At 71.0% G+C, this 26,084-nt stretch carries 25 protein-coding genes and 2 tRNA genes; 14 read left to right on the top strand and 13 right to left on the bottom strand.

Translation table 11 applies throughout. From position 1 onward, the window contains the following. Nucleotides 1–126 precede the first annotated feature (126 nt). The 3 genes from DI272_RS17085 to DI272_RS17075 are packed head-to-tail and all read left to right on the top strand — an operon-like array spanning nucleotide 127 to nucleotide 3,299. Nucleotides 127–1,833: a TerD family protein gene (locus tag DI272_RS17085; RefSeq protein ID WP_109496201.1), complete on the top strand. Its 1,707-nt coding sequence runs from the start codon at nucleotides 127–129 to the stop codon at nucleotides 1,831–1,833. An 11-nt stretch (nucleotides 1,834–1,844) separates the two neighbouring features. Further along, complete coding sequence (locus DI272_RS17080) at nucleotides 1,845–2,525, top strand: AIM24 family protein (RefSeq protein ID WP_109496200.1); 681 nt, start codon at nucleotides 1,845–1,847, stop codon at nucleotides 2,523–2,525. An 18-nt stretch (nucleotides 2,526–2,543) separates the two neighbouring features. Further along, the gene (locus tag DI272_RS17075) at nucleotides 2,544–3,299 is read left to right on the top strand and encodes an AIM24 family protein (protein ID WP_109496199.1); all 756 of its coding nucleotides are present in this window, start codon (nucleotides 2,544–2,546) and stop codon (nucleotides 3,297–3,299) included. Nucleotides 3,300–3,449: 150 nt separating this feature from the next. On the opposite strand, the gene DI272_RS17070 is transcribed toward DI272_RS17075, so the two are convergent. Together DI272_RS17070 and DI272_RS17065 are read right to left on the bottom strand one after the other, a co-directional pair. Then, nucleotides 3,450–3,965, bottom strand: a complete 516-nt coding sequence (locus DI272_RS17070) for an NUDIX hydrolase (RefSeq protein WP_109496198.1) — start codon at nucleotides 3,963–3,965, stop codon at nucleotides 3,450–3,452. Beyond that, complete coding sequence (locus DI272_RS17065) at nucleotides 3,962–5,389, bottom strand: zinc-dependent metalloprotease (RefSeq protein WP_109496197.1); 1,428 nt, start codon at nucleotides 5,387–5,389, stop codon at nucleotides 3,962–3,964. The genes DI272_RS17070 and DI272_RS17065 overlap by 4 nt, the downstream gene beginning before the upstream one ends. Nucleotides 5,390–5,579: 190 nt before the next feature. Between DI272_RS17065 and DI272_RS17060 the strand changes: the two genes are divergently transcribed. The 4 genes from DI272_RS17060 (at nucleotide 5,580) to DI272_RS17045 (ending at nucleotide 8,705) form a co-directional block, all read left to right on the top strand. Beyond that, the gene (locus DI272_RS17060; RefSeq protein WP_109496196.1) at nucleotides 5,580–6,692 is read left to right on the top strand and encodes an SDR family oxidoreductase; all 1,113 of its coding nucleotides are present in this window, start codon (nucleotides 5,580–5,582) and stop codon (nucleotides 6,690–6,692) included. Between the two features lie 93 nt (nucleotides 6,693–6,785). Continuing rightward, complete coding sequence (locus tag DI272_RS17055; RefSeq protein ID WP_109496195.1) at nucleotides 6,786–7,247, top strand: molybdenum cofactor biosynthesis protein MoaE; 462 nt, start codon at nucleotides 6,786–6,788, stop codon at nucleotides 7,245–7,247. A gap of 114 nt (nucleotides 7,248–7,361) precedes the next feature. Then, nucleotides 7,362–7,574 (top strand): hypothetical protein, encoded by a 213-nt coding sequence (locus DI272_RS17050; RefSeq protein ID WP_146238337.1) that lies wholly within the window; start codon nucleotides 7,362–7,364, stop codon nucleotides 7,572–7,574. Nucleotides 7,575–7,610: 36 nt separating this feature from the next. After that, the gene (locus DI272_RS17045) at nucleotides 7,611–8,705 is read left to right on the top strand and encodes a PDZ domain-containing protein (protein WP_109496193.1); all 1,095 of its coding nucleotides are present in this window, start codon (nucleotides 7,611–7,613) and stop codon (nucleotides 8,703–8,705) included. Nucleotides 8,706–8,726: 21 nt separating this feature from the next. On the opposite strand, the gene DI272_RS17040 is transcribed toward DI272_RS17045, so the two are convergent. Further along, nucleotides 8,727–9,269: a PPA1309 family protein gene (locus DI272_RS17040; RefSeq protein WP_109496192.1), complete on the bottom strand. Its 543-nt coding sequence runs from the start codon at nucleotides 9,267–9,269 to the stop codon at nucleotides 8,727–8,729. A 163-nt stretch (nucleotides 9,270–9,432) separates the two neighbouring features. Here DI272_RS17040 and DI272_RS17035 point away from each other — a divergent pair, with 163 nt between their 5' ends. From DI272_RS17035 to DI272_RS17015, 4 genes are all read left to right on the top strand, one after another. Then, on the top strand, nucleotides 9,433–12,387 hold the full coding sequence (locus DI272_RS17035) for a UPF0182 family protein (protein WP_109496191.1): 2,955 nt from the start codon (nucleotides 9,433–9,435) through the stop codon (nucleotides 12,385–12,387). Nucleotides 12,388–12,431: 44 nt separating this feature from the next. After that, nucleotides 12,432–12,505 (top strand) — tRNA-Met (locus DI272_RS17030). 218 nt (nucleotides 12,506–12,723) lie between these two features. After that, nucleotides 12,724–14,538 carry a tetratricopeptide repeat protein gene (locus tag DI272_RS17025; RefSeq protein ID WP_109496190.1) on the top strand — a complete coding sequence of 605 codons (1,815 nt, stop codon included), beginning with the start codon at nucleotides 12,724–12,726 and terminating at the stop codon, nucleotides 14,536–14,538. Nucleotides 14,539–14,955: 417 nt separating this feature from the next. After that, nucleotides 14,956–15,029 (top strand) — tRNA-Met (locus DI272_RS17015). Between the two features lie 48 nt (nucleotides 15,030–15,077). Here the strand turns inward: DI272_RS17015 and DI272_RS17010 are convergent. The 6 genes from DI272_RS17010 to hisN form a co-directional block, all read right to left on the bottom strand. Next, nucleotides 15,078–16,220: an ABC transporter substrate-binding protein gene (locus DI272_RS17010; protein WP_109496188.1), complete on the bottom strand. Its 1,143-nt coding sequence runs from the start codon at nucleotides 16,218–16,220 to the stop codon at nucleotides 15,078–15,080. After that, nucleotides 16,217–17,077, bottom strand: a complete 861-nt coding sequence (locus DI272_RS17005) for an ABC transporter permease (protein ID WP_109496187.1) — start codon at nucleotides 17,075–17,077, stop codon at nucleotides 16,217–16,219. The genes DI272_RS17010 and DI272_RS17005 overlap by 4 nt, the downstream gene beginning before the upstream one ends. Then, a complete protein-coding gene (locus tag DI272_RS17000; protein WP_109496186.1) occupies nucleotides 17,074–17,841 on the bottom strand; it encodes an ABC transporter ATP-binding protein in 768 nt (255 codons plus the stop codon). The genes DI272_RS17005 and DI272_RS17000 overlap by 4 nt, the downstream gene beginning before the upstream one ends. A gap of 163 nt (nucleotides 17,842–18,004) precedes the next feature. After that, entirely contained in the window at nucleotides 18,005–18,421 is a 417-nt protein-coding gene (locus tag DI272_RS16995; RefSeq protein WP_109496185.1) for a Fur family transcriptional regulator, read from the bottom strand. Nucleotides 18,422–18,552: 131 nt separating this feature from the next. Continuing rightward, complete coding sequence (locus DI272_RS16990; protein ID WP_109496184.1) at nucleotides 18,553–18,954, bottom strand: cyclic nucleotide-binding/CBS domain-containing protein; 402 nt, start codon at nucleotides 18,952–18,954, stop codon at nucleotides 18,553–18,555. Nucleotides 18,955–19,147: 193 nt separating this feature from the next. Further along, nucleotides 19,148–19,948, bottom strand: a complete 801-nt coding sequence (gene hisN, locus DI272_RS16985; RefSeq protein ID WP_109496183.1) for a histidinol-phosphatase — start codon at nucleotides 19,946–19,948, stop codon at nucleotides 19,148–19,150. 403 nt (nucleotides 19,949–20,351) lie between these two features. Here hisN and DI272_RS16980 point away from each other — a divergent pair, with 403 nt between their 5' ends. Then, on the top strand, nucleotides 20,352–20,960 hold the full coding sequence (locus DI272_RS16980; RefSeq protein ID WP_181387215.1) for a TetR/AcrR family transcriptional regulator: 609 nt from the start codon (nucleotides 20,352–20,354) through the stop codon (nucleotides 20,958–20,960). A gap of 12 nt (nucleotides 20,961–20,972) precedes the next feature. Here the strand turns inward: DI272_RS16980 and DI272_RS16975 are convergent, their stop codons facing one another. The 4 genes from DI272_RS16975 to DI272_RS16960 form a co-directional block, all read right to left on the bottom strand. Next, complete coding sequence (locus tag DI272_RS16975; protein WP_109496181.1) at nucleotides 20,973–21,296, bottom strand: multidrug efflux SMR transporter; 324 nt, start codon at nucleotides 21,294–21,296, stop codon at nucleotides 20,973–20,975. Between the two features lie 86 nt (nucleotides 21,297–21,382). Then, on the bottom strand, nucleotides 21,383–22,393 hold the full coding sequence (gene rsgA, locus DI272_RS16970) for a ribosome small subunit-dependent GTPase A (RefSeq protein ID WP_109496180.1): 1,011 nt from the start codon (nucleotides 22,391–22,393) through the stop codon (nucleotides 21,383–21,385). Nucleotides 22,394–22,405: 12 nt separating this feature from the next. Continuing rightward, nucleotides 22,406–23,731, bottom strand: a complete 1,326-nt coding sequence (gene aroA, locus DI272_RS16965; protein ID WP_109496179.1) for a 3-phosphoshikimate 1-carboxyvinyltransferase — start codon at nucleotides 23,729–23,731, stop codon at nucleotides 22,406–22,408. 99 nt (nucleotides 23,732–23,830) lie between these two features. Beyond that, nucleotides 23,831–24,544: a M50 family metallopeptidase gene (locus tag DI272_RS16960; RefSeq protein ID WP_109496178.1), complete on the bottom strand. Its 714-nt coding sequence runs from the start codon at nucleotides 24,542–24,544 to the stop codon at nucleotides 23,831–23,833. Between the two features lie 50 nt (nucleotides 24,545–24,594). On the opposite strand from DI272_RS16960, the gene DI272_RS16955 reads away from it, so the two are divergent. Both DI272_RS16955 and DI272_RS16950 read left to right on the top strand, forming a co-directional pair. Then, complete coding sequence (locus DI272_RS16955; RefSeq protein WP_109496177.1) at nucleotides 24,595–25,410, top strand: SOS response-associated peptidase; 816 nt, start codon at nucleotides 24,595–24,597, stop codon at nucleotides 25,408–25,410. 1 nt (nucleotide 25,411) lies between these two features. Beyond that, the gene (locus DI272_RS16950; protein WP_109496176.1) at nucleotides 25,412–26,044 is read left to right on the top strand and encodes an alpha/beta family hydrolase; all 633 of its coding nucleotides are present in this window, start codon (nucleotides 25,412–25,414) and stop codon (nucleotides 26,042–26,044) included. The last annotated feature ends 40 nt before the right edge of the window (nucleotides 26,045–26,084 follow it).

Below are 26,084 nucleotides of genomic sequence, written 5' to 3'. Positions count from 1 at the left end.
ACCGCCTCCCCGGGCGCGGCCGGGCGGGGTTTGTGTACCGGCTCTGTACCGACTTCGTCCGCTCTCGGCGTTTGCCGTTAGCCTGGCGCGACGCACTCGCATTTGGATGGGGGACGGTCGTTACGCATGGCCAGGGAATTCCAACGCGGCCACAAGGCCAAGATCAGTGACCTCACCGCGGGCACCGATCTGTACGTAGGCGTGCAGATCACCGGCCCCGGACTGACGTTCGACATCAGCTGCTTCGGCCTTGACGCCGACGAACGGCTCTCGGACGACCGGTACTTCGTCTTCTTCAACCAGCCGAAGTCCCCCGAGGAGTCCATCCAGCTCCTGGGCGCCCAGGCGGGCGACACGGAGTCCTTCCGGGTCACCCTCGACCGGATTCCGGCGCAGATCCAGAAGCTGTCGTTCACGGCGACCCTCGACGGCGCCGGGCAGATGTCGCAGATCGCCCCCGGATACCTCCGGATCGTGGCGGGCGGCGAGGAGGTGGCCCGCTACGCCTTCAACGGCTCGGAGTTCTCCACCGAGCGCGCCGTGATGCTGGGCGACATCTACCTGAAGGACGTCTGGCGCTTCGCCGCGGTCGGACAGGGCTTCGACGGTGGCCTGGACGCGCTGCTGAAGAACTTCGGCGGCGAGGTGCTGGAGGAGGAGGCCCCCGCGGCCCCCGCCCCGCAGCAGCCGCAGGCCGGTGCCACGCCCGGGTTCGCCCCGCCGGCCCAGGCCACCGCGCCGCCCGCGTTCGGCGCTCCGGCTCCCGCTCCTGCCCCCGCCCCGGCCCCGCAGCCCGCACAGGGTTACGCGCCTCCGCCCGGAGCGACCCCGCCCCCGGCACCTGCCCCGGCCCCCGCGCCGAACGTGCACGCCGCGCCGACGATCGTCGCGCCCCTGACCCCGCCCGGCGGCGCCCCGGTGCCGCCCCCCGGTCCCGCCGCGCCCTACGGCCAGCCGCCCCAGCAGCAGCCGTACGGCCAGGGCGCCCCCGGCCAGACCGCGCCCCCGCCCCCCGGCTACGGCGCCCAGCCCCACGCCCCGGCCCCGCCGCCCGGCTACGGCCAGCCCACCCCGCCGCCCGGCTACGGCCAGCAGCCTCCTTACGGCCAGGTCCCCGGCCAGCAGGCCCCCTACGGCGCCCCTCAGGGCGCCCCGCAGGGCACGCCCCAGGCGCCCGGAGTCGCCGCCGCGCTCCAGCAGTACAGGGAGACGCCGACCGGGCAGCGCTGGACGCAGCAGAACAAGAAGCTGGTCCGCGTCGACCTCGGCATCGGCGGCCAGCCGGTGCTCGCCCGGCAGGGCAGCATGGTGCTCTACCAGGGCAAGGTCGACTTCAGCTACAAGGGCGCGGGCTTCGCCGGCCGGATCGTGGGCAACGCCACCGGCCAGGAGATGCAGCTGATGCGCTGCACCGGCCAGGGACAGGTGTTCCTCGCCGAGAACTCCACGATGCTGCACCCCATCGAGCTCCAAGGGGACGGCATCTGCGTCTCCGCCGAGAACGTCCTCGCCTTCGACGAGGGCCTCCAGTACGAGGTCCGCCGCATCGAGGGCCACGGCATCCCCGGCGGCGCGCTGTTCACGATGCAGTTCACCGGCACCGGCACGATCGTCGTGAAGACCCACGGCACGCCCGTGGTCCTCCCGGTCACGCCGACGACGTTCGCCGACGCCAACGCCGTGGTCGCCTGGTCGTCCGCCGCCCAGGTAGTCGTCTCCAGCCAGGTCCGGATGCGCCGCAACGCCTACCCCGGCGACACCGGCGAGAGCGTCAACCTCCAGTTCCGGGCCGCTCCCGGCAACTTCATCGTCGTCCAGCCGTACGAGATCTGAGGGAGCCCGTCATGAACCAGCCGCTCGCGGGCTACGCCCCCGCACCCGTCACCGCCCGCATGGAGAACCACGGCAACCACATGCTGAAGGTCGCCATGCAGACCGGGAACGACCTCTTCGCGCGCGTGGGCTCGATGGTCGCCTACGAGGGCTTCGTCCAGTACGAGCCCAACCCGCCCGCCGTCCGCCAGATCGCCAAGGACTGGATGACCGGCGAGGGCGCCCCCCTGATGAAGTGCTCCGGCGACGGACTGCTCTACCTCGCCGACTACGGCGCCAACGTCGTCGTCATCAACCTCAACGGCGACGGCATCTCCGTCAACGCCACCAACCTGCTCGCCTTCGACGCGCACCTCCAGTGGGGCGTCGAGCGGGTCAAGGGTCTGGCGAAGTTCGCCGGACAGGGCCTGTGGAACACCAAGATCTCCGGGCAGGGCTGGGTCGCACTGACCTCCCGGGGCAAGCCGATCGTCGTCGACTGCGGCGGTGGCGAGGACGAGACGTACGTCGACCCGGACGCGCTCGTCGCCTGGTCGCCCAACCTCAAGGTCAAGGGCAAGCGCAGCTTCAAGGCGCAGTCGCTCATCGGCCGGGGCAGCGGTGAGGCCTACCAGATGGCCTTCTCCGGCCAGGGCATCGTCGTCGTCCAGCCCAGCGAGGACAGCACCGACCGCCTCCGGGTCCGGGGCTGAGGGGGAGCCAGAAACGCCATGCAGAGCCCGATTTTCACCTACAACGACCAGCAGACCCAGGACCGCTGGAGCCTGCAGAACAAGCAGATGCTCCGCGTCACCCTGGAGGGGCACGACGACATCCTCGCCCGCAAGGGCACGATGGTCGCCTACCAGGGGCTGATGGAGTTCGACGCCGAGTACCAGTCCAACCAGCAGGGACGCGCGCGTGCGCACACCGGTGAGGGCCTGGACCTGATGCGCTGCCACGGGCAGGGCACGGTCTACCTCGCCAACCTCAAGCAGCACGTGCACCTGGTGGACGTGGAGCAGGACGGCCTCACCGTCGACAGCTCCTACGTCCTCGCCATGGACTCCTCGCTGCACCACGAGGTCATCGCCGTCGACAGCCTCTACGGCATCTCCGGCTCCGGGAAGTACCAGCTCAACATCACCGGCCGCGGCAAGGTCGCCCTCATGACCTCCGGCATGCCGCTGATGATGCAGGTCACCCCGGACAAGTACGTCAACTGCGACGCCGACGCGATCGTCGCCTGGTCGACCTCGCTGCGTGTCCAGATGCAGGCCCAGACGCACTCCACCGGGGTGTTCCGGCGCCGCGGCAACACCGGTGAGGGCTGGGAGCTCAGCTTCATGGGCAGCGGTTACGCGATCGTCCAGCCCAGCGAGCTGCTGCCGCCGCAGAACGCCCAGATCGGCTCGGGGCTCGCCGCCCAGTACGGCATGGGCCAGCAGGGGGCCCGGGGCCAGAACCAGGGCAACGTCTGGAGCTGATCGCTCCGCGGGTCGGGCCGAGGGGCACGGGTGGGCTGCGGCCCGCTGCGGCTTCGTCGTGGCTGGTCGCGCAGTTCCCCGCGCCCCTGACGGGGCGCCGGCGCCAACCTGTGTAAGGGGCGACCGTCCATGGCGGTCGCCCCTTACCTGTCACAGCCGCGCGCGGGTCGCCTCCAGCAGTCGTACGACCGAGTCGTCCGCCACGTCCGCCACCTCGTCGTAGGCGAACCAGCGCAGGTCCAGTGACTCGTCGCTGATCGCCTCCCGGGCACCGGCCGGAGCGAGTGCCGCGTACTGGACGTCCAGATGCCAGGCGCACGGCGTCAGGTGGCGGTCCAGGCGGACCGGGCCGCCGGGCAGCAGGGTCAGGCCCTCGATGCCGGACTCCTCGGTGCCCTCGCGCAGAGCCGCCGCCGCCAGCGAGACGTCCGCCGGCTCGCAGTGGCCGCCCATCTGGAGCCACATCCGCAGCTTCTTGTGCAGGGTCAGCAGGACCTGCCCGCGCGACGGGTCGATCACCAGCGCACTCGCCGTGATGTGCCCGTCGCCGCAGGCCTTCCACATCCCGTCCGGGTGGGTCGCCAGATGGTCGAGATAGGTCTGGCGCAGCTCTTCCTGGTCCTCGTAGCCCTTCAGTACGAGGACCGCGTCGTCGAACAGGCTCACTCGGTGTCGTTGTCCTCGGAGTCGTCCTTCTTGCGCAGGTCGGGCTTCTCCGCCGCCTCGCCGAGCATCTTGTCCAGCTCCGAGAAGTCCAGCTGCTCGCGGTGCACGAAGCCGTCCGGGTCGTCCAGGTCGGAGGCGGTCGGCAGCATGTCCGGGTGGGCCCACAGGCCGTCCCGGCCGTCCACGCCGCGCGCGTCCGTGAGCGACGCCCACAGACGGGAGGCGTCCCGCAGGCGGCGCGGGCGCAGCTCCAGGCCGATCAGCGTGGCGAACGTCTGCTCGGCCGGGCCGCCCGAGGCGCGGCGGCGGCGCAGCGTCTCGCGCAGCGCGTCCGCGGACGACAGACGGGGCTTGGCGGCCGCGTGGACCACCGCGTCGACCCAGCCCTCGACGAGCGCCAGAGCCGTCTCCAGACGGGCCAGGGCCGCCTTCTGCTCCGGGGTGTCCTCCGGCTGGAACATGCCCTGCTGGAGCGCGTCCTGGAGCTGCTCGGGGTTCTGCGGGTCGAACTGGCCGACCACGTCCTCCAGCTTGGCGGTGTCGACCTTGATCCCGCGCGCGTAGCCGTCGACCGCGCCGAACAGATGCGAACGCAGCCACGGCACATGCGCGAACAGGCGCTGGTGGGCGGCCTCGCGCAGGGCGAGGTACAGCCGCACCTCGTCCTTCGGCACGCCCAGGTCCTTGCCGAACGCCTCCACGTTCACCGGCAGCAGCGCGGCCTTGCCGGCCGGGCCGAGCGGCAGGCCGATGTCGGTCGAGCCGACCACCTCGCCCGCGAGGACGCCGACGGCCTGCCCGATCTGCGTGCCGAACATGGCACCGCCCATCGAGCGCATCATGCCGATCAGCGGGCCGGCCATGGCCTGCATCTCCTCCGGCAGGACGTCGCCCATGGCGGTGCCCACACGCTCGGCGACCGGGTCCACGAGCTCCTTCCACGCGGGCAGGGTCGCCTCGACCCACTCCGCGCGGGACCAGGCCACGGCGGAGCCCGCGCCGGACGGCAGGGACGTGGCGTCGTCCAGCCACAGGTCGGCCAGGCGGACGGCCTCCTCGACCGCGGTGCGCTCGGCGGGGCCGACACTGGAGTCCTTGGTGCCGTCCGCGGTGCCCTGGGAGACCGTCTGACGGGCGATCTGCTTGGCCATGTCCCAGTTCACCGGGCCGCCCTCGTACGAGAGCATCTGGCCCAGCTGCTGGAACGCGGCGCCCAGGTCGTTGGGGTTCAGGGAACCGAACATGGCAGCGAACGGGTTGTCGGCACCGGGGGCGCCAAAACCTCCGGCTCCGGGCAGCCCGCCGAAACCGAACGGGTTGGCCGGGCCCTGACCACCACCGCTCTGCTGGTCCTTCTTCTTGCCCTCGTCGCCGTCTTCCGGCTCCTCCGGCGGAAGGCCGAATCCGAATGGGGTGTCACTCACGGGATTCCTCGGCTGGTAAGGCCACCGGTGTCCCGGCGGCGCGACTGCCCGATAACACCACCCAGCGTAGACACCGTCGGCGGTTCGGGCCTCGGTGCTCCGCCGACTCGCTGCCTGCGGCAGGATGGATGCCACCTGGTACGTACGCGTCACTCGCGCTCGTACTGAAGACAACCGCTGGAGACGCCCGGTGAGTTCCCCTGATCCACAGGTTCGCGCAGCGCGAAACCAGTCAACCGGTCCCGGTGTGCGCGGCCCGGTCGTCGCCGTGACCGGTGCCGCGGCCGGCATCGGCGCGCTGCTCACCGAGCGGCTCGCCGCCTCGGAGGAGATCAAGCAGGTCATCGCCATCGACGAGCGGCGCGGTGAGTGCGCCGCGGCGCAGTGGCACATCCTCGACGTGCGGGACCCGGCGATCGCGGACAAGCTGCGCGGCGCGGACGTCGTGGTGCACCTGGCGCTGGACCTGGACCTGGAGACGGACGCCGCCGCCCGTACGGCGTACAACGTGCGGGGGACGCAGACCGTGCTGACCGCCGCCGCGGCGGCCGGCGTGCACCGGGTCGTGCTGTGCACGTCCGCCATGGTCTACGGGGCGCTGGAGGACAATGAGCTGCCGTTGTCCGAGGACGCGGAACTGCGGGCGACCGCGGAGGCGACCGGCGTCGGCGACCTGCTGGAGATCGAGCGGCTCGCGCGGCGGGCGCCGCGGGCGCATCCGGGGCTCAATGTCACCGTCGTGCGCCCCGCCGTCCTGGTGGGCGGCACCGACACCGCGCTGACCAGGTATTTCGAGTCGCCGCGGCTGCTGGTCGTGGCCGGGTCGCGGCCCGCCTGGCAGTTCTGCCATGTCGAGGATCTGTGCAGTGCTCTGGAGTACGCCGTCCTGGAGAAGGTCGAGGGCGAGCTCGCCGTCGGCTGTGACGGGTGGCTGGAGCAGGAGGAGGTCGAGGAGCTCAGCGGGATCCGGCGGATGGAGCTGCCGTCGGCGGTCGCCCTGGGGGCGGCGGCCCGGCTGCACCGCATCGGGCTGACGCCCTCCCCGGCGGGGGACCTCGCGTACACGATGTACCCCTGGGTGGTGAGCGGGAGCCGGCTGCACGACGCCGGGTGGCGGCCGCGGTGGACCAACGAGGAGGTGCTCGCGGAGCTCCTGGAGGAGGTTTCCGGGCGGCACACGGTGGCCGGGCGGCGGCTGGGGCGCAAGGACGCGACGGCCGCGGGCGCGGCGGGCGCGACGGTGGCGCTGCTGGGTGCGGCGGCCGTGGTGCGGAGGGCTCGCAAGGCTCGGCGGCGGATCTGAGGCGGCTCCTGTAGAAGGCTCCAAACGCGTACACGCGCGTGCCGGGCGATGACGCTATTCCGTCCGGTTCCGCGCGTGAGGCACGATGGGGCCATGGGAACCACCTACGACCACCCCGGTGAGCAGGCCGGCGACGAGCCGATCAAGCTCATCGCCATCCGTGAGACGCCCCTCTCCCTGGACGAGGTCTTCCGGGCCGTCGGCGACGAGGCCGCCGGGGGGACCGCGCTCTTCGTGGGGACCGTGCGCAATCACGACGGGGGAGCGGACGTCGATCAGCTCGGCTACTCCTGCCACCCCAGTGCCGAGGCCGAGATGCGGCGGATCGCGGAGAAGGTCGTCGCGGAGTACCCGGTGCGGGCGCTGGCCGCCGTGCACCGCGTGGGGGACCTCGGGGTCGGGGACCTCGCCGTCGTCGTCGCCGTCTCCTGCCCGCACCGCGGCGAGGCCTTCGAGGCCTGCCGGAAGCTGATCGACGACCTCAAGCACGAAGTGCCGATCTGGAAGCACCAGAAGTTCTCCGACGGCACCGAGGAATGGGTCGGCGCCTGCTGAGTCCGCGCCCGCCCGCTGAGTCCGCGCGTATCCGCCGCTGTTCCCCCGCCCATCCCACCTGCCACTCCTTCCAGTTGCGTAACCGCCCCCCGCGCGTGAGCGTTGTCAGTGCGGATGGTTAATCTGCTGATCAGTCAGTTGCGGTCGCTCATCTGGGGTTGGGAGGTCGGCATGGCGGCGCTCGCCTGGTTGCTGATTCCGCTGTTGGCCGCGATCGGTGCCGGTCTGTGGGGAAGCTGGGCCAACCGCACCCGCAAGGTGCGGAGCGACGGACCCGAGCTGGACGGGTACGCCCGGTTCCGCAGGGCGATGGAGAAGCAGCCCTGACGGGACGCTGACAGACCCGTCCCGTACTGTCGTTCCATGCCACGCCGCACCGCGACGATGCTCGCCTCCACCCTGATGCTGATCGCGCTCCTGTGCGCGGGAGTCTTCATCCCCGTGCCGTACTCGGAGCTGTCCCCGGGGCCGACGGTGAACACCCTGGGCGAGCACGACGGCGAGCCGGTGCTGCAGATCTCCGGGCACAAGACCTACGCGACCTCCGGACACCTCAACATGACCACCGTCCGGGTCACCAGCGCCGACTACAAGATGAACCTCGTCGAGGCCGTCTACGGCTGGCTGGCGCACGACAACAAGGTCGTGCCGCACGACACCCTCTACCCCGACGGCAAGACCGAGGAAGAGTCCACCCAGGAGAACGCCGAGGAGTTCAGCCAGTCCCAGGAGAGCGCCAAGGTCGCCGCCCTGAAGGAGCTGGACATCCCGGTGAAGTCCTTCGTGATCGTCTCCACGGTCTCCAAGGACTCCCCGGCCGAGGGCACGCTGCACGCGGGGGACGTCATCAAGGCCGTCGACGGCACCGCCGTCAAGGTGCCCACGGACGTCGCCGACCTGATCACCAAGCACAAGCCCGGCGAGAAGGTCACCTTCACGATCGTGCCCGCCAAGGCGCAGGCCGCCGCGGAGAAGGAGAACAAGACGGCGACCCAGACCGAGGAGGTGACCATCACGACCAAGGAGTCCGACGACGACCTCGAGAAGCGCGCCATCGTCGGCATCACCGCCGGGATCGACCACACCTTCCCGTTCACCATCGACATCAAGCTCGCCGACGTCGGCGGCCCGAGCGCCGGTCTGATGTTCTCCCTCGGCATCTACGACAAGCTCACCCCGGGCAGCCTCACCGGCGGCAAGTTCGTGGCCGGCACCGGCACGATCGACGACGACGGCAAGGTCGGCCCCATCGGCGGCATCGAGATGAAGACCGTCGGCGCGCGCGACAAGGGCGCGCAGTACTTCCTGACCCCTGCCGAGAACTGCGCCTCCGCCGCGAAGGACACCCCCGACGGCCTCACCCTGGTGAAGGTGAACACCATCGAGGATGCCCTCGGCGCGCTCAAGGACATTCGGTCCGGCAGGACGTCCGACCTGCCGAAGTGCACGACGAAGTAACTCGGGGACCGCGCCAGGACCTCAGTCCTCGAACGTCGCCGACAGCGCCTCCGCCAGACCCGGCACCAGGTCGCCGCCGGTGAGGACCTCCGTCGGGGAGTCCTTCTCGCGCAGGCGCAGGGCCGAGTCGCGGGTGCCGTCGCGCAGGACCGCGACCGTCATGCGGACCTCCTGACGGTCGGGATGCTGCGCGACCCACTGGGTGAGCTTCTTGTCGCTGAGGCCCTCCGGGACCTGTGCCTCGGCGGACGGGGGCAGCATCAGACGCTCCACCGTCAGGGCGCAGCCGGCCACCGCGTCGGGCCAGGCGATCGTGCCGAGGAACTCGTCGAGCGGCTTGCCGGCCGGGATCTCCTCCTGCTCGATCGGGGTGAGGCCGGAGGACTCCTGCTCGTCCTCCAGGCCGAGCTGGGCCGCGAGGGCAGGTTCCTGGGCTCGCAGCCGAGCGGTGTCTACGAGGGCGAAAAGGCGAGCGGGCTGGTCCCAGCCGAGGCCGGAGACGTACTCGTCGATCTCGAGTACGGCCCGGGTCAGGGGGCTCGCTGCCATGGGAGTGTTGGACATGGTCACAATCCTGCCTCGTTCATGGCCGGAATCGGGAACCGAGTAAAGCGTGAGTAAGTTGCATAGGTGAGGGCCTACGATCACGAGGCCCACGGCCGGCCCGTGAACACGCGGGTCTGACGAACCAACAGCGAACTTCGAGGTGCGCACCTTGGCTTTCCAGATGCCGGACCGCGGCGGAGGCCCGACGGGGCCGCGGATGAGAGTGGGCCGCCCGTCCCGGCGCGTCCGGACCCTGCTCATGACGCTGGGCGTCCTTGCCGTACTCGGCATGGCGTTCACCATGTTCGCCGGGTTCTGGACCGACTGGCTCTGGTACCGGTCGGTGAACTACTCGTCGGTGTTCACGACCACCCTGTGGACGAAGATCGGACTGTTCTTCGTCTTCGGCCTGCTCATGGCCGTGGCGGTCGGCTTCAACATCTGGCTGGCGCACCGGCTGCGGCCGCCGCTGAGCGCGATGTCGATGGAGCAGCAGAACCTCGACCGCTACCGCATGGGCATCGCGCCGTACAAGAAGTGGCTGCTGCTGGGGATCACCGCGCTGGTGGGTCTCATCGCCGGCGCCTCGGCGTCGAGCCAGTGGCGGACCTGGCTGCTGTGGGTCAACGGCGTGTCCTTCGGCGAGAAGGACCCGCAGTTCAAGCTCGACATCTCCTTCTACACCTTCGACCTGCCCTGGTACCGGTTCCTGCTCGGCTTCGGCTTCGCCGCCGCGATCCTGTCCGTGATCGCCGCCGCGCTGACGCACTACCTGTACGGCGGACTGCGGATCACCTCCCCGGGCGCGCGCGCCACGGCCGCGGCCACCGGCCACCTGTCGGTGCTGCTCGGCATCTTCGTCGCCCTGAAGGCGGTCGCCTACTGGCTGGACCGGTACGGCCTCGCGGTGAAGTCCAGCGACTTCAAGGCGACGGACAACTGGACCGGCCTCAGGTACGTCGACGCCAACGCCTACCTGCCGGCCAAGACGATCCTGTTCTGCATCGCCGTCATCTGCGCGCTGCTGTTCTTCGCCACCCTGTGGCGGCGCACCTGGCAGCTGCCCGTCATCGGTTTCGGCCTGATGGTGCTCTCGGCGATCCTCATCGGCGGCCTGTACCCGGCGATCGTCCAGAAGTTCCAGGTCCAGCCGAACGAGCAGGCCAAGGAAGCGCCGTACGTCACGAAGAACCTCAAGGCGACGCGTGAGGCCTACGGCATCGACGACGCCCAGGTCGACGAGTACGAGGGCACGTCGAAGACCCAGGACAAGACCAAGCTGCGCGACGACGTCGCGGACGCGGCCAGCATCCGTGTCATCGACCCGAACGTCGTCTCGCCGACGTTCCAGCAGCTCCAGCAGATCCGGAACTACTACGCGTTCCCGACCAACCTGGACGTCGACCGCTACAGCAAGGACGGCAAGGACCAGGACACGGTCATCGGTCTGCGTGAGCTGAACCTCAGCGGCATTCCGAAGAACAACTGGATCAACGACCACTTCCGCTACACCCACGGCTACGGCGTGGTAGCCGCCAAGGGCACCGACGCCGACGACGAGGGCCGCCCGGTCTTCACCGAGTCCGACCTGCCCTCGCAGGGCGACCTCGGCACGTACCAGCAGCGGGTCTACTACGGCGAGAAGACCACCACGTACTCGATCGTCGGCGGTCCCCAGAAGGAGATCGACTACTCCGACGACAGCGGTGAGAAGACCTTCACCTACACGGGCAAGAGCGGCGTCAACCTCTCCAACCCGATCAACCGGGCCGCGTACGCGGTGGCGTTCAGCGAGCCGCAGATCCTCTACTCCGGCGCGATCGGCGAGGGTTCGCGGATTCTGTACAACCGCACGCCCAAGGAGCGCGTCGAGGCCGTCGCCCCCTGGCTGACCATCGACGGCGACGCCTACCCGGCGGTCGTGGACGGCAAGATCCAGTGGATCGTCGACGCGTACACGACGACGAACGGCTACCCGTACTCGTCCCGTACGACCCTCGGTGACACCACGGCCGACTCGCTGACCGCGACGAACAACTCGCGCGCGGTGGTGGCCCAGCAGAACCAGGTCAACTACATCCGCAACTCGGTGAAGGCGACCGTCGACGCTTACACCGGCCAGGTCAAGCTCTACCAGTGGGACACCAAGGACCCGGTCCTGAAGACCTGGATGAAGGCGTTCCCGGGCACGGTGAAGGACAAGAGCGAGATCTCGCAGTCGCTCATGGCCCATCTGCGTTACCCGCAGGACCTGTTCAAGGTCCAGCGCGAGCTGCTCAGCCGGTACCACGTGAAGGACGCGACGACGTTCCTCTCCGGCTCCGAGGTGTGGCAGGTGCCGGACGACCCGACCAACACCTCGGGCGACGCGGTGCCGCCGTACTACCTGAGCATGAAGATGCCCGACCAGAAGGAACAGGCGTTCTCGCTCACGACGACGTTCACTCCCAACGGCCGGGACCAGCTCAGTGCGTTCATGTCGGTCGACGCCGAGGCGGGCACCAGCGGCTACGGCAAGATCAGAATCCTGAAACTGCCGGCGAACACCACCGTCAGCGGTCCCAAACAGGTGCAGGCCCAGTTCAACTCCGAGCAGAACATCGCCGAGACCATCAGCCTCCTCAACAGAGGCGATTCCAAGGTCGAGTACGGCAACCTGCTGACGGTGCCGCTGGACGGCGGACTGCTGTACGTGGAGCCCGTCTACGTACGCGGTGGCGGACTGAAGTACCCGCTGCTGCGCAAGGTGTTGGTGACCTACGGAGGCAACACCGCCTTCGAGAACACCCTCGACGAGGCGCTCAACAAGGTCTTCGGGGCGGAAGGCAGCACCACCACGCCACCGGAGGACGAGGGCGGGGGCACGACGAAGCCGCCCACCTCCGACAACCCGACGGTCCAACAGGCCCTGGACGACGCCCAGAAGGCCTTCGACGACGGGCAGGAAGCCCTCAAGAAGGGCGACTGGGAGGCGTACGGACAGGCGCAGAAGGACCTGGAGGACGCACTCCAGCGGGCCGAGGACGCGCAGTCCAAGCAGGACAAGACGACTCCGAAGCCCAGTGCGAGCCCCAGCCCCGGTTCGAGCGCGAAGCCCAGCTCCAGTCCGAGTCCGAGCAGCAGTCCCAGCGGCTGATCAAATGCCCCGCCCCGCGCCGTGGTACGGTTGCCGCACAACGGCGCGGGGTGGAGCAGCTCGGTAGCTCGCTGGGCTCATAACCCAGAGGTCGCAGGTTCAAATCCTGTCCCCGCTACTGAAAACGAAGGCCCGGATCCTGATCAAGGATCCGGGCCTTCGTGATGTGCGAACGGTCTACGAACGCGTGTGCCGCAAGGAGGGATGGACGTGCCGCCGTGGGGAGTTGGGGGAACTGTGTTTGACTTGTCTCTCTGTGGGCATGTCGACAAAACGCTGTAGTGACCTCACTGGCTGCGGTATACCAGGTGTACCCAGGTTGCAGGTGGTGCGACGATGGATGTTATGGGGGACAAGGCAACTCTGTACGAGACAGGGCGATTTGTGCAGCCCTCCGACCGTGACGGGGCGGTTGAGGGCGCCGAGGAAGCGGCCGAGGAGGTGCGCCGGCGGCTCGCCGCCGAAGCCGGCGACGTCGAGGCGATGAGCGTCCTCGGAGCCATGCTGCTGCGCCGCGGTGATCTCGACGGAGCCGAACCCCAGCTGCGTGCCGCCACCGCCGCCGGCGACCGTGCCGCCGCCAACAACCTGGGCGTCCTTCTCCACCAGCGCGGCTACGCCGACGAGGCGGCCGGCTGGTGGCGGATCGCCGCCGTCGCCGGCTCCGCCCCGGCCGCGCACGCGCTCGGCCGCCACCACCGCGAACGGGGCGACGAGCCCGCCGCCGAGTACTGGCTCCAGCAGTCCGCCGAACAGGGGCACGCGCTGGGCGCGTACGCCCTCGCCGACCTGCTGGAGCACCGCGGGGACGCGGGCGCCGCGCGGTGGATGCGGGCCGCCGCCGAGCGCGGGCACCGCGAGGCCGCGTACCGGCTCGCCCGCGCGCTCGACCGACAGACGCCGGCCGAGGGGGGCGACGGCCCTGACAACGGTGTCTCGCAGGCCGCGGAGGCCGAGCAGTGGTACCGGCAGGCCGCCGCGCGCGGACACCGGCGGGCCGCGCTGCACCTGGGCGCGATCCTGGAGAAGCGCGGCGAGCTCAAGGAGGCCGGGCGCTGGTACCTGACCTCCGCCAAGGACGGTGAGGCGCGGGCCGCCTGCGCGCTCGGGTTCCTGCTGCGCGACGCCGGGGACACCGAGAGCGCCGCCGTGTGGTGGCTGCGGGCCGCCCAGGAGGGCGACGGCAACGCCGCCAACGCGCTGGGCGCGCTGCACGCCGAGCGGGGCGAGACCCAGACCGCCGAGCGCTGGTACCGGGCCGCGATGGACGCCGGGGACGTGAACGGCGCGTACAACCTCGGACTGCTCTGCGCCGAGCAGGGGCGGACCGCGCAGGCCGAGCAGTGGTACCGGCGGGCCGCGTACGCCGGGCACCGCGAGGCCGCCAACGCGCTGGCGATCCTGCTGCTCCAGGTCGGGGACGCGACCGGTGCCGAGCCGTGGTTCTCCAAGGCGGCCGAGGCCGGGAGCGTGGACGCCGCGTTCAACCTCGGCATCCTCTTCGCGGGGCGAGGTGAGGACGACGTCGCGCTGCGCTGGTACGAGCGGGCCGCGGCCGCCGGGCACACCGAGGCCGCGCTCCAGGTCGGCATGGCGCGGCTGCGGGACGGCGACGAGCAGGCGGCCGAGCGGCATCTGCGGTGCGCCGCGGGGGGCGGCAGCGCGGAAGCGGCGTACCGGCTGGCGACCGTGCTGGACGCGCGGCGGCCGCCGGCGCCCGCGCACGAGCTGGGCGAGTCCGTGCACCTGTCCAAGACCGAGTGCGAGGAGTGGTACGAGCGGGCGGCCTCCCAGGGGCACCGGCGGGCGCAGGTGCGGGTCGGCATGCTCGCGGCGGGTCGGGGGGACGTCGTGGAGGCGGCTCGGTGGTACCGGGAGGCGGCCGAGGCCGGGTCGCGGAACGGGGCGTTCAACCTGGGGCTGCTGCTGGCCCGGGAGGGGAGCGAGCCGGAGGCCGCCGTGTGGTGGACACGGGCGGCTGACGCGGGGCACGGGCGGGCGGCGTTGCGGCTGGCCCTGGTCTACGCGCGTCGGGGGGAGCTGGCGGAAGGGCAGCGGTGGGCGGACCGGGCGGTGTCACTGGGGCCGGAGGAGGTCTCGGAGCGGGCGGCTCGGTTGCGGGACGCGTTGCGGGAGGAACTGTCGGCGTGACGGTGCGGCGCGGTCCGGTGTGATGCCGTGCGGGTTGGTGTTTCGGGTGCGGCTGGGTGGGGGCCGGGGTGGGGCGGTGCTCGCCCGCGCCGGCGGGGTGCCGCCGCGCCCACCCGTGCCGCCCCAGCGGCACGACTGCCCGCAGCTGGGAGGCGCGCGGTCCCCGCAGCCAGGAAGTGGGCGTGCGGTTGTCCGAGGCTGGGGCACGCGGCGTCGGCGGCTGGGAGGCAGGCGTGCGGTTGTCCGGGGCTGGGGAGGCATGCGGCGCCCGCAGCCAGGAGGTGGGCGTGTGGCTGTCTCGGGGCTGGAAAGACCCGCGGCGTCGGCAGTCAGGAGGTGGGCGTGCGGATGTTCGCGGCTGGGGAGGTTGTCGATTTGCCTCTGTTCTTGTTCTTGACGTAGTGTTCAGTTCATCGACGCGGGGTGGAGCAGCTCGGTAGCTCGCTGGGCTCATAACCCAGAGGTCGCAGGTTCAAATCCTGTCCCCGCTACTGAAGGCCGAGGGCCGGAATCCGAAAGGGTTCCGGCCCTCGGTGTGTTCAAGGGGCCTGGCCCACGGCCTCCTCGTACAGGGCGCGGTCCACCGTCCGGGACTCCGGGAGCGGGTCCCCCTCCATCACGCCCTGGGCCTTGTACGCCGCCTGAAGACGGTCCGCCGTGCCCTTGCGGATCTCCCAGTCCATGCGCAGGGACGGGGTGGATTCCAAGATCTTGCGGTCGGACTTCAGCAGCTTCGCGAGGTATGTGACGAAGGCCTCGTCGTGTTTGTAGTCCGTCGCGAAGTACGAGTTCACCGTGCGGATGTACGCCCGCAGCACCGCCACCCCCGCGTCCACGTCGTCCTGGAGCAGACTGCGGCCGTAGAGCATGCCGCCCAGCGGCTCACCGGCCGGCTGGCCGCCCAGGAACGCGTAGCCCGGCTTGTCGTCCACCTTGCGCCACACCGGGTCCAGGAGCCACGCGGAGTCGACGCCGCCGTTCTGGAGGGCGGTGAGGACGTCGGCGGAGCCCAGCTGCTGGTAAGTGATCTCGTCGAGGGCGCCGCCGTGCCGTTCCAGGGCCTTCTCCATGGGGTACGCGATGACCGAGCCCTTGCCGATCATCGTGCCGAGTCTGCGGTCGGCCATCGACACGTTGTCCGGTGTCTCGCCGTCCTTCAGCCGCACCCACAGGCCGCTCTTCGACTCCGGGGCGGGGGAGAAGTTCCCGGCGACCCATTTGATGTCGAAGCCGCCCCGGATGCCGTTCATCACGGCCGCCTCGGGCGCCGCCCAGACCGCGTCGACGTCCCCCTTGGCGAGGAGGGGCAGCGCGTCCGGAGTGGGCAGGACCTTGAGGGTGACGTCCAGGCCCTCCTTCTTGAACTCGCCCTTGTCGACAGCCACTTGCAGCGGCGCCACGTACTCCGCGCTCAGCGTGCCGGTCGCGATCGTGACCTTGCGCGGCTCGGCGAGGGGCCGCGCGGGCGGGGCGCCCTGCTGGCAGCGGGCCGGTTCACGGGTGGGGGACAGGTCGGCGGGGTCCGTCCGGGCCGTGTCCCCGCAGCCCTCCACGGGGCTGATCGTGCGGTGGCCCGCCCCGGTCCTCGGCTTCGTGTCCGATTCGTACGGCGACCCTCCGCAGGCGGACGCCGTCAGCAGGACGGCCGTCACGGCGGCCAGCACACCGGTACGTCCCCTCATGACTGCCCCCGGCCCCGGTCCCGCGGTGCCCAGGGCGTGAGCAACCGGCCCGCCACCCGCACCAGTTCCGAGAAGACCACGCCGAGCACGGCCACGCACACGATGCCCACGAACATCACGTCGTTCTGGAACAGGGCCCGTGAGTCGAAGATCAGGTGGCCCAGGCCGTTGGTCGCGGCGATCTGCTCCGAGGCGACGATCACCAGGACCGCCACGCCCGCCGCGATCCGCGCGCCCACCAGGACCGCGGGCAGCGAGGCGGGGAGCAGCACATGGCGGAACATCTGCCAGGGGGAGGCGCCGAAGACCTGGCCGGCGTCGCGATGGCCGGACGGGATCGCCAGGACCGCGGACATCGTCGAGATCCACACGAAGAAGAAGACGGTCGTCGCCACCAGGGCGACCTGCGGGCCCTCGCCGAGGCCGAACATGTTCAGGAAGACCGGGAGCAGGGCCAGTTTGGGGACCACGTACAGGGCGTCCAGGAGGGGTTCCAGGGCCGCGCGGACCAGGGCGAGCGAGCCCATGAGCAGGCCCAGCGCATAGCCCGCCGCCGTGCCCACCGCGTAGCCGGCGAGGACGCGTCTCAGCGTGGCCCACACGTCCGGCCACAGGTCGCCCGCCGCCGCCCGGTCCCAGCCGTCCGCGAAGATCGTGGACGGTGCCGGGTAGACGCGGGCGTCGATCCACGCCTGGTGCGCGGCCAGTTGCCAGAGGAGGACGAGGACGAGGGGGACGGCCGCGGCGAGGGACAGTTCCACGGCCCTGCGGCGGCGGTGGGTGCGTACGGGATGGAGTTCTCGGGGGCCCGGGGCGCGGATCAGCACCGACTCCCGGTCGGGGGTGAGCGTGGTCATGCCGGTACCGCCTCCTTGCGCAGCAGGTCCCACAACTCGCTCTTGAGGGACGTGAATGCGGGGGTGTCGCGGATGTCGCCGGTGCGTGGGCGGGGGAACGGCGGGCGGTGCTCGGCGAGGATGCGGCCCGGGCGGGCGGACATCACCAGGACCCGGTCGCCGAGGACGATCGCCTCCTCCAGGCTGTGCGTGATGAAGAGGGTGGTGGTGCGCAGGGCTTGGGTGAGTTCCAGCAGCTCGTCCTGGAGGATCATGCGGAGTTGGGCGTCGAGCGCCGCGAACGGCTCGTCCATCAGCAGGAGTTCGGGTTCCACGGCCAGCGCCCTGGCGATGGCCACGCGCTGGCGCATACCGCCCGACAGCGCGGCCGGGTAGGCGTCGGCGAAGTCGGCCAGGCCCAGTCGGGCCAGCCAGGAGTCGACGCGGGCGTCGGCCTCGTGGCGCGGGACGCGCTGGATGTCGAGGCCGAAGCGGACGTTGGCGCGGACGGTCTTCCAGTCGTAGATGCCGTAGTCCTGGAAGATCATGGCGGCCGGGCGGGAGGTGGACGTACGGATCTCCAGAGTGCCCGTGCTCGGGCGCAGCAGGCCGGCGGCGATGCGCAGCAGCGTCGACTTGCCGCAGCCCGAGGGGCCGACCAGGCAGACGAACTCGCCGGGGGCGACGGTGAGGTCCAGGGGGCCGAGGGCGTCGACGGTCCGCGGTGGGCGGCCGAAGGCGCGGGTCAGGGCGGTGGCGTGGAGTTTGGGGTGCGGATCTCCCACGGTTGCTCCTCGCGGAGGGTGCGGTACGGAGTGATCGGTACGAAGTGGGGGTGTCGCACGACGATATGACGGGGCGTCAGATTCGGGAAGGCTGTAGACGGCACAAAGCCCCGGCACCATAGAGGGGCCGGGGCTTCGGGAGTGCTCGCTCGCCTGTGCTTGCTTATGCCGCCGCGCAGTTCGGGCAGATTCCGCGGTACGTCACCTCGACGTCCGAGACCTTGAAGCCGAAGCGCTCGGAGTCGGGGAGGTCGGCCAGCGGGTTGCCGCTGGGGTGGACGTCCTTGATCGCGCCGCAGCGGGCGCAGACCAGGTGGTGGTGCGGACGGTGCGCGTTGGGGTCGTACCGCTTGGCGCGCTTGTCGGTGGCGACCTCGAGGACTTCGCCGAGGGAGACCAGCTCGCCCAGCGTGTTGTAGACGGTGGCCCGGGAGATCTCGGGCAGCTTGGCGACGGCCCGCGCGTGGACCTCGTCGGCCGTCAGGTGGACGTGTTCGCCTTCGAGGACCTCGGCCACGACGCGCCGCTGCGCGGTCATCCGCCATCCACGTCCGCGCAGCCGTTCCAGAAGGTCACTCATACGCGCCAGCCTAACAGAAGGGGACCAGGTCGCGAATGGGTGTGATTTTAGACTTCGTCCAATCTAGCCTCCCGGCTCCTGCTGGCTCCTCCTCCCTCTTCCTGGCCCTTCCCGGTGCTTCCGGGTGCTTCCTAGTGCGACAAGGTCATCTGCTGCTGCCGTACCGGTGCCCAGCAGCGGATGATGTCGCGCACCGACACGATGCCGATGGGCTCGCCCCGGTCCAGGACGATGAGGTGCCGGAAGCCGCCGTGGGCCATGGCCCGGGCCGCCTCTTCCAGGGTCCAGGACGGCGCCGCGAAGACGACGTCGGTGGTGGTGTGGGCGTGGGTGGGCTCGGTGTCCGGGTTCTGGCCCAGGCCCACCGCGTTGAGGACGTCGCGTTCGGTGAGGATGCCGATGCCGGTGCCGTCGGGGTCGAGGACCACGGCCGCGCCGACCCGGCGGGCGGACATCAGGGCGGCTGCCTGGCGGAGGGTGTGAGTGGGGCCGATGGTGAGGACGACTGTGCTCATGGCGTCGCGGACGAGCATGGGTGCGGAGTCACCTCCTGAGGAACCGCCGAGCTAGTTCGGCGGTTCACAAGTTCACAAATGAGGGTCCCCTCAGAGTCGCAGGTAAAGCGACGGTCAACAAGGGGGCGCGTGCGGCCAATTGAGGGCGCACGCGCTCATCTGCGCTTTTCGGCGAGGACCGCGAGGAACGGGAGCGGGCCGCGCGGAATGGTCAGTACCGCTGGTTCAGATAGCCCAGCAGCTCGTCGTGGAGGAGGCCGTTGGAGGCGGCCGCGTTGCCGCTGTGCGGGCCCGGGCGGCCGTCGAGGCCGGTGAAGCTGCCGCCGGCCTCGGTGACGATGATCGCGTTGGCGGCCATGTCCCAGAGGGAGAGCTCGGGCTCGGCGCAGATGTCGACGGCACCCTCGGCGACCAGCATGTAGGGCCAGAAGTCGCCGTACGCGCGCGTGCGCCACACCTCGCGGGTCAGGTCCAGGAAACCGTTCAGCCGGCCCTGCTCCTCCCAGCCGCTCAGCGAGGAGTACGCGAAGGAGGCGTCGGAGAGCTTGCCGACCTGGGAGACGTGCAGCCGGGACGCCGAGGAGAGGCTGCGGCCGGTGAAGGCGCCGTGTCCCTTCGCGGCCCACCAGCGGCGGCCGAGGGCGGGGGCGGAGACCACGCCGACGACGGGCTGGAAGCCGCTTTCGCCCGCCTCCATCAGGGAGATCAGCGTGGCCCAGACGGGGACGCCGCGGACGTAGTTCTTGGTGCCGTCGATCGGGTCGACGACCCAGCGGCGCGGGCCGGTGCCCTGCACGCCGTACTCCTCGCCCAGGATCGCGTCGCGCGGGCGGGCGCGCTGGAGCTGGCTGCGGATCAGTTCCTCGGCGGCCTTGTCCGCCTCGCTCACCGGGGTCATGTCCGGCTTCGTCTCGACCTTGAGGTCGAGGGCCTTGAAGCGGTCCATGGTGGCAGCGTCGGCCGCGTCGGCGAGGACGTGGGCGAAGCGGAGGTCGTCGAGGTAGTCCAGCATGCGACGAACGGTATCTGCCGGGGGTGGTACGGGGCTACAGGGGCCGGAGTGTGGACAGCGGACACGGTCCGGACACGGCCCGGCGGTCCGCCGCATACCCCCCGCCCCGCCCGCACCGCCGGCTTCGCGCGCCGCCACGCCGATGGCCCCCCTGTCTCCACGCCGGTGGCTCGCTCGCCGCCACGCTGACGGCTCGCCTACCCCTCCGCCGACGGCTCGCCCGCGGCCGTACCGATGGTCCGCCTGCCGCGCCGACGGTGCGTCCGGCGTCGTGTCCGGCGGGTCCGTCAGGGTGTGGCGGCGTGCTGCCGATCAGGGGCGCCCCCTCATGCTTTCGCGAACCCTTGACAGTGCCCCTGTGCGCGTCAAATCTGGGCGCAGAGCCGCTCGCCCCTAGGAGGCGATGATGCCTGCAGCGAGGGAATCTCTGCTGGACGCCGCGTACACGGCACTGGCCCGCCGGCCGTGGTCCGCCGTGCGGATGGTGGACGTCGCCGCGGCGGCCGGAGTGTCCCGGCAGACGCTGTACAACGAGTTCGGGAGCAAGGAAGGCCTGGCCCGCGCGCTCGTCAGAAGGGAGGCCGACGGCTATCTCGCCGGGGTCGACCGCGCGCTCTCCGCCCCTGCCGACACCCGTGAGCGGCTGGCCGCCACCGCCGAGTGGACGGCCGCCACGGCCCGCGAGAACGCGCTCGTACGGGCCATGCTCACCGGCTGCTGGAGTGAGCGGCTGCCCGCGCCGACACTGTCCGCCGTCCCGTCCTCCTCGGCGGTACCGGCACAGCGCCGCGCCGACGGCCCGCTGCCCTCGCCCGGCGACTTCGTCGCGCTCGTCCGCGACCGCGCCGTGGCGGTGCTCGGCGGGCCCGGCATGTCCAAGCCGGACGCCGCCGACCTGGCCCGCGCCTGCGAACTCGTCGTACGGCTCGCCATCTCCTGTGTGTCGGCGCCGCCGGGGGAGGGCGGCGTCACGGACCTGGTGCGTGCCGCGCTGTACCGGCAGCCCGTCTAGCGAACGCGGTGCTCAGTGGGCCGAGCCCGACAGTTGCAGCCCGATCACGCCGATGATGACGAAGCTGATCGAGACGATCTTCAGCGTCGAGACCAGGTCGCCGAGGAAGATCATCCCGTAGATCGCCGTGCCCGCCGCGCCGATGCCGGTCCACACCGCGTACGCCGGACCCACGTCGAGCTTCTTCAGGGACAGGGTCAGCAAGCCGAAGCTGCCGAGCGCGAAGACGCAGAAGGCGATCGTGGGCCAGAGCCGGGTGAACCCGTGGGAGAGCTTCAGACACACGGCGAATCCGGTCTCGAGCAACCCGGCCACCACCACCAGCAGCCACGCCATGTGCTGTCCTCCCGTACGTCCGGCTCGGTCCGGCTCGGTGCGATTATGCACTTGCCGGACTCAGGGACCCACAAACAACGCGAAGGTCAGTCGCCTTCCTTCCGCTCACGGGTGGCCAGCAGGCGGCGCAGTGAGTAGAGGCGGGCGGGATCCGCGTGACCGTCCGCCACCCACTGGTCGAGCGCGCAGTCCGGCTCGTCGTGACTGCACGCGCGCGGGCAGCCCTCGGTTCCCGGTTCCAGGTCCGGGAACGCGTGGATCACCCGGGACGGGTCGATGTGGGCGAGGCCGAAGGACCGTACGCCCGGGGTGTCGATGACCCAGCCGTCCGCGCCCTCCAGCGGGAGCGCCAGCGCCGAGGTCGTGGTGTGCCGGCCGCGGCCCGTCACCGCGTTCACATGGCCGGTCAGACGCCGCCGCTCCTCCGGGACCAGCGCGTTCACCAGGGTCGTCTTGCCGACGCCGGAATGCCCGACGAACGCGGTGATCTTGCCGCCCAGCTCCTCGCGCACCCGGTCCGCCGCGTCGCCGTTCTCCAGTTCGTCGCGGCTGGTGACGACATACGGGATGTCGAGGTCGCCGTACAGCTCCAGGAGCTTGTCGGGCGGGGCGAGGTCCGACTTCGTCAGGACCAGGAGCGGTTCCAGGCCGCCGTCGTACGCCGCGACCAGGCAGCGGTCGATGAGACGGGGGCGCGGCTCGGGGTCGGCGAGGGCGGTGACGATGGCGAGCTGGTCGGCGTTGGCGACGACCACCCGCTCGTACGGGTCGTCGTCGTCCGCCGTGCGGCGCAGCACCGACGTGCGTTCCTCGATGCGGACGATCCGCGCGAGGGTGTCCTTCTTGCCGGACAGGTCGCCCACGAGGGCCACCCGGTCACCGACGATCGCGGCCTTGCGGCCCAGCTCACGGGCCTTCATCGCCAGCACGATCCGGTCCTCGACCAGACAGGTCAGCCGCCCCCGGTCCACGGTGAGGACCATGCCCTCGGCCGCGTCCTCGTGCTTGGGGCGGATGTTCGTACGCGGCCGGTTGCCCTTGCGGTTGGGCCGGGAGCGGATGTCGTCCTCGTCGGTGTGCTTGCCGTAGCGGCGCATGGTCGTACGCCCCTACGCCCCGTCGCTCCCGAGCATCCCTGTCCACAGGTCCGGGAAGTCCGGCAGGGTCTTCGCCGTCGTCGCCACGTTCTCGATCTGCACGCCCTCGACCGCGAGGCCGATGATCGCGCCGGCCGTCGCCATGCGGTGGTCCTCGTAGGTGTGGAAGATCCCGCCGTGCAGCTTGCGCGGGCGGATGTGCAGGCCGTCGGCGGTCTCGGTGACGTCACCGCCGAGCTCGTTGATCTCCTTGGTGAGCGCGGCCAGCCGGTCCGTCTCGTGCAGGCGCAGATGGGCGACGCCGCGGAGCGTCGACGGGGAGTCCGCGAGGGCCGCGACCGCCGCGATACCGGGGGTCAGTTCGCCGACCTCGCTCAGGTCGACGTCGATACCGTGAATCGCACCCGATCCGGTGAACTCCAGACCGTACTCGGTGAGTTCGCAGGAACCGCCCATCTCGGTGAAGATCTCCCGCAGCTTGTCGCCGGGCTGCGTGGTGCGGGCCGGCCAGTCCGGGACGACGACCTTGCCCCCGGTGACGAGCGCCGCGGCGAGGAAGGGCTGGGCGTTGGACAGGTCGGGCTCGATGGTGAGGTCCCGGCCGAGCAGGGCACCGGGGGTGACCCGCCACACGTCGGGCTCGCCGCCGGACTCCGGGGTGTCGACCTGGGCGCCCACCGCCCGCAGCATGTCGACCGTCATGCGGATGTGGGGGAGGGAGGGGAGCGCGGCGCCCACGTGGCGGACCTCCACCCCCTGGTTGAAGCGAGGGCCGGAGAGCAGGAGGGCGCTGACGAACTGCGACGAGCTCGACGCGTCGATCTGCACCGGGCCGCCGTCCAGCGCGCCACCGCCGTGGACCGTCAGCGGCAGCGCGCCACGGCCGTCGTCGTCGATACGGGCGCCGAGGACGCGGAGGGCGTCGATGACACCGTTCAGGGGGCGCTCGTACGACCGCGGGTCACCGTCGAAACGGACGGGGCCGTCGGCGAGGGCGGCGACGGGCGGGAGGAAGCGCATGACGGTGCCGGCGTTGCCGACGTTGACGGTGGCGGGGCCGCGCAGGCCGGCCGGCAGGACACGCCAGGTCTCGCCGGTGCCGTCCGGGCCCACGCCCTCCTCGATGCCGACGCCCATCTCGCGCAGCGCGGCCGCCATGAGGAGGGTGTCGCGGGAGCGGAGGGGGCGGCGCAGCCAGCCCGGCTCGCTGGCGAGGGCCGCGAGCACGAGGGCGCGGTTGGTGACGGACTTCGACCCCGGTACATGGACCGTCGCGTCGACGGCTCCGCTTGCGTGAGGGGCGGGCCAGAGGGCGGTTTCTGAGGGGTTCAAAGCCATGAGGTCCACTTTAGTGGGGGGCCGTGGTCCGAGTGCTGCGCCGTGGGGGCCGGGCGCGCGGTTCCCGGCACCCCTGCGAGGCGCCTCTTCGGGGCCGCGTCACACCTCCAGCAACCACCGTCCGCCGCCTATCAACGCACACAGGCTCACCGCGTGGAACAGGAACAACCACAGCCCGGCCGGCACATGCGTCAGCCGTGACAACTGGTCCGCGTCCGAGTCGCCGGCGCCTCCCCTCGCCCGCTTCGCCTGCAACTCGAATGCCGGTCGAACTCCACCGAGCAACAAGAACCACACGACCGCGTACGCGAACGCCGCCTGCACCTGCGGTCCCGCCAGCCACGACACCACCACGAACGTGCCGCCCGTGAGGATCACCGTCAGGGCGCCGTACGCGTTGCGGATCATCACCAGCATCGCCACCAGCAGGGCCGTCGCCGCCCACAGCAGGAGGGTGATGCGGCCGGCGGCGAGCAGGGCCGCGCCGCCCAGGCCCAGCAGCGGGGGAGCGGTGTAGCCGGCGGACGCGGTGAGGATCATGCCGATGCCGTACGGCTTGCCCTTGCTGACCGTCAGGCCGCTGGTGTCGGAGTGCAGCCGGATGCCGGTCAGGGTGCGTCCGGTGAGCAGGGCGACCAGGCCGTGCCCGCCCTCGTGGGCGATGGTGATGGCGTTGCGCGAGATACGCCACAGGACGTGCGGGACGACTATGGCGAGCGCCGCCACCATGGTGGCCAGCACCACCCACAGATCGGGGTCGGGCTGGGTGCCGACGAGCTCGTCCCAGAGAGAGGACGCGGTACTGGTGTCCATGTTCGGCGGTGGCTCCCTCTCCTCGTACGGAGTCTGGCAGTGTGGCACGTATGTGCGGACGGTATGCAGCGAGTCGTAGGCCCGAGGATCTCGCAGGAATCTTTGAGATCGAGCAGTGGGAGCCGGAGGAGACGTTGGCTCCCGACTACAACGTGGCCCCGACCAAGGAGGTCTACGCCGTCCTCGACCGCCCTCTGAAGGACGCCGACGACCCGCGGCCGGTTCGGCAGCTGCGGAAGCTGAAGTGGGGGCTGGTGCCGAGCTGGTCCAAGACCCCCGAGGGCGGCGCCCGGATGATCAACGCCCGGGCCGAGACCGTCCACGAGAAGCCCTCCTACAAGCGGGCCTTCTCCTCGCGCCGCTGCATCATCCCCGCCGACGGCTACTACGAGTGGGTCACCGCCGCCGCCGAGCGGGAGCTGGAGGTCGAGGGGAAGAAGAAGCGGCCGCGCAAGCAGCCGTACTTCGTGCTGCCGGCCGACGGGTCGGTGTTCGCGATGGCCGGGCTCTACGAGTTCTGGCGGGACAGGACCCTGCCCGACGACCATCCCCAGGCCTGGTGGGTGACCTGCTCGGTGATCACGACCGAGGCCGAGACGACCCCGCTGGCCGTGGCGCCCGCCGAGGGGCCGCACGCGCTCGCCGACATCCATCCCCGGATGCCGCTGATGCTCACCCCCGACCGCTGGGACTCCTGGCTGGACCCGTCCCGTACGGATGTCGAGGACCTGCGGTCCCTGCTCGCACCGCCCCCTCCCGGGCTCATGCGCGCCTACCCCGTCTCCACCGCCGTCAGCAACGTGCGCAACAACGGGCCGGAGCTGCTGAAGGAGCTGGAAGGTCCGGAAGAAGGCACACTCTTCTAGCGTGACGACCGAGATCATTGCCACCGACGCCGGGGACGCCCGCATCACCTGGCACCCCGCGAAGAAGGCCCGCCTCGTCCTAGCCGTCAGCCACGGCGCCGGGGGCGGCATCGAGGCGCGGGACCTCCAGGCCCTCGCGCGCGTCCTCCCCGCGCACGGCGTCACCGTCGCCCTCGTCGAGCAGCCCTGGCGGGTGGCGGGCAGGAAGGTGGCGCCCGCGCCGAGGACCCTCGACATCGGGTGGCGCGGAATCTGGCCCGCCGTCGCCGAGCGCGGACTGCCCGTGATCTCCGGCGGACGCAGTGCCGGGGCCCGGGTCGCCTGCCGTACCGCCGGGGAACTGGGCGCCGCCGCCGTGCTCGCGCTCAGCTTCCCGCTCCACCCGCCGGGCAAGCCGGAGAAGTCCCGCGCCGCGGAGCTGCTCGGGGCCGGGGTGCCCACGCTCGTCGTACAGGGAGGCAACGATCCCTTCGGGAAGCCGGAGGAGTTTCCCGGGGACGGTGCTCACGAACTGGTCGAGGTGCCGTACGGCGATCATGGATTCGCGGTGCCGAAACGGGCGGGCATCGGTCAGGACGAGGCCGTGACGGTCATCACGGACGCGGTCGTGAAGTGGGTCGGGTCACTCAGGTGAAGCGCCGGGAATGCTGGGCCGCGAAGCTCTGTTGTGGCGG

Source organism: Streptomyces sp. Act143 (genome assembly GCF_003143935.1).
Taxonomy (GTDB): domain Bacteria; phylum Actinomycetota; class Actinomycetes; order Streptomycetales; family Streptomycetaceae; genus Streptomyces.
This window is presented reverse-complemented; position numbering and strand designations above follow the sequence as displayed.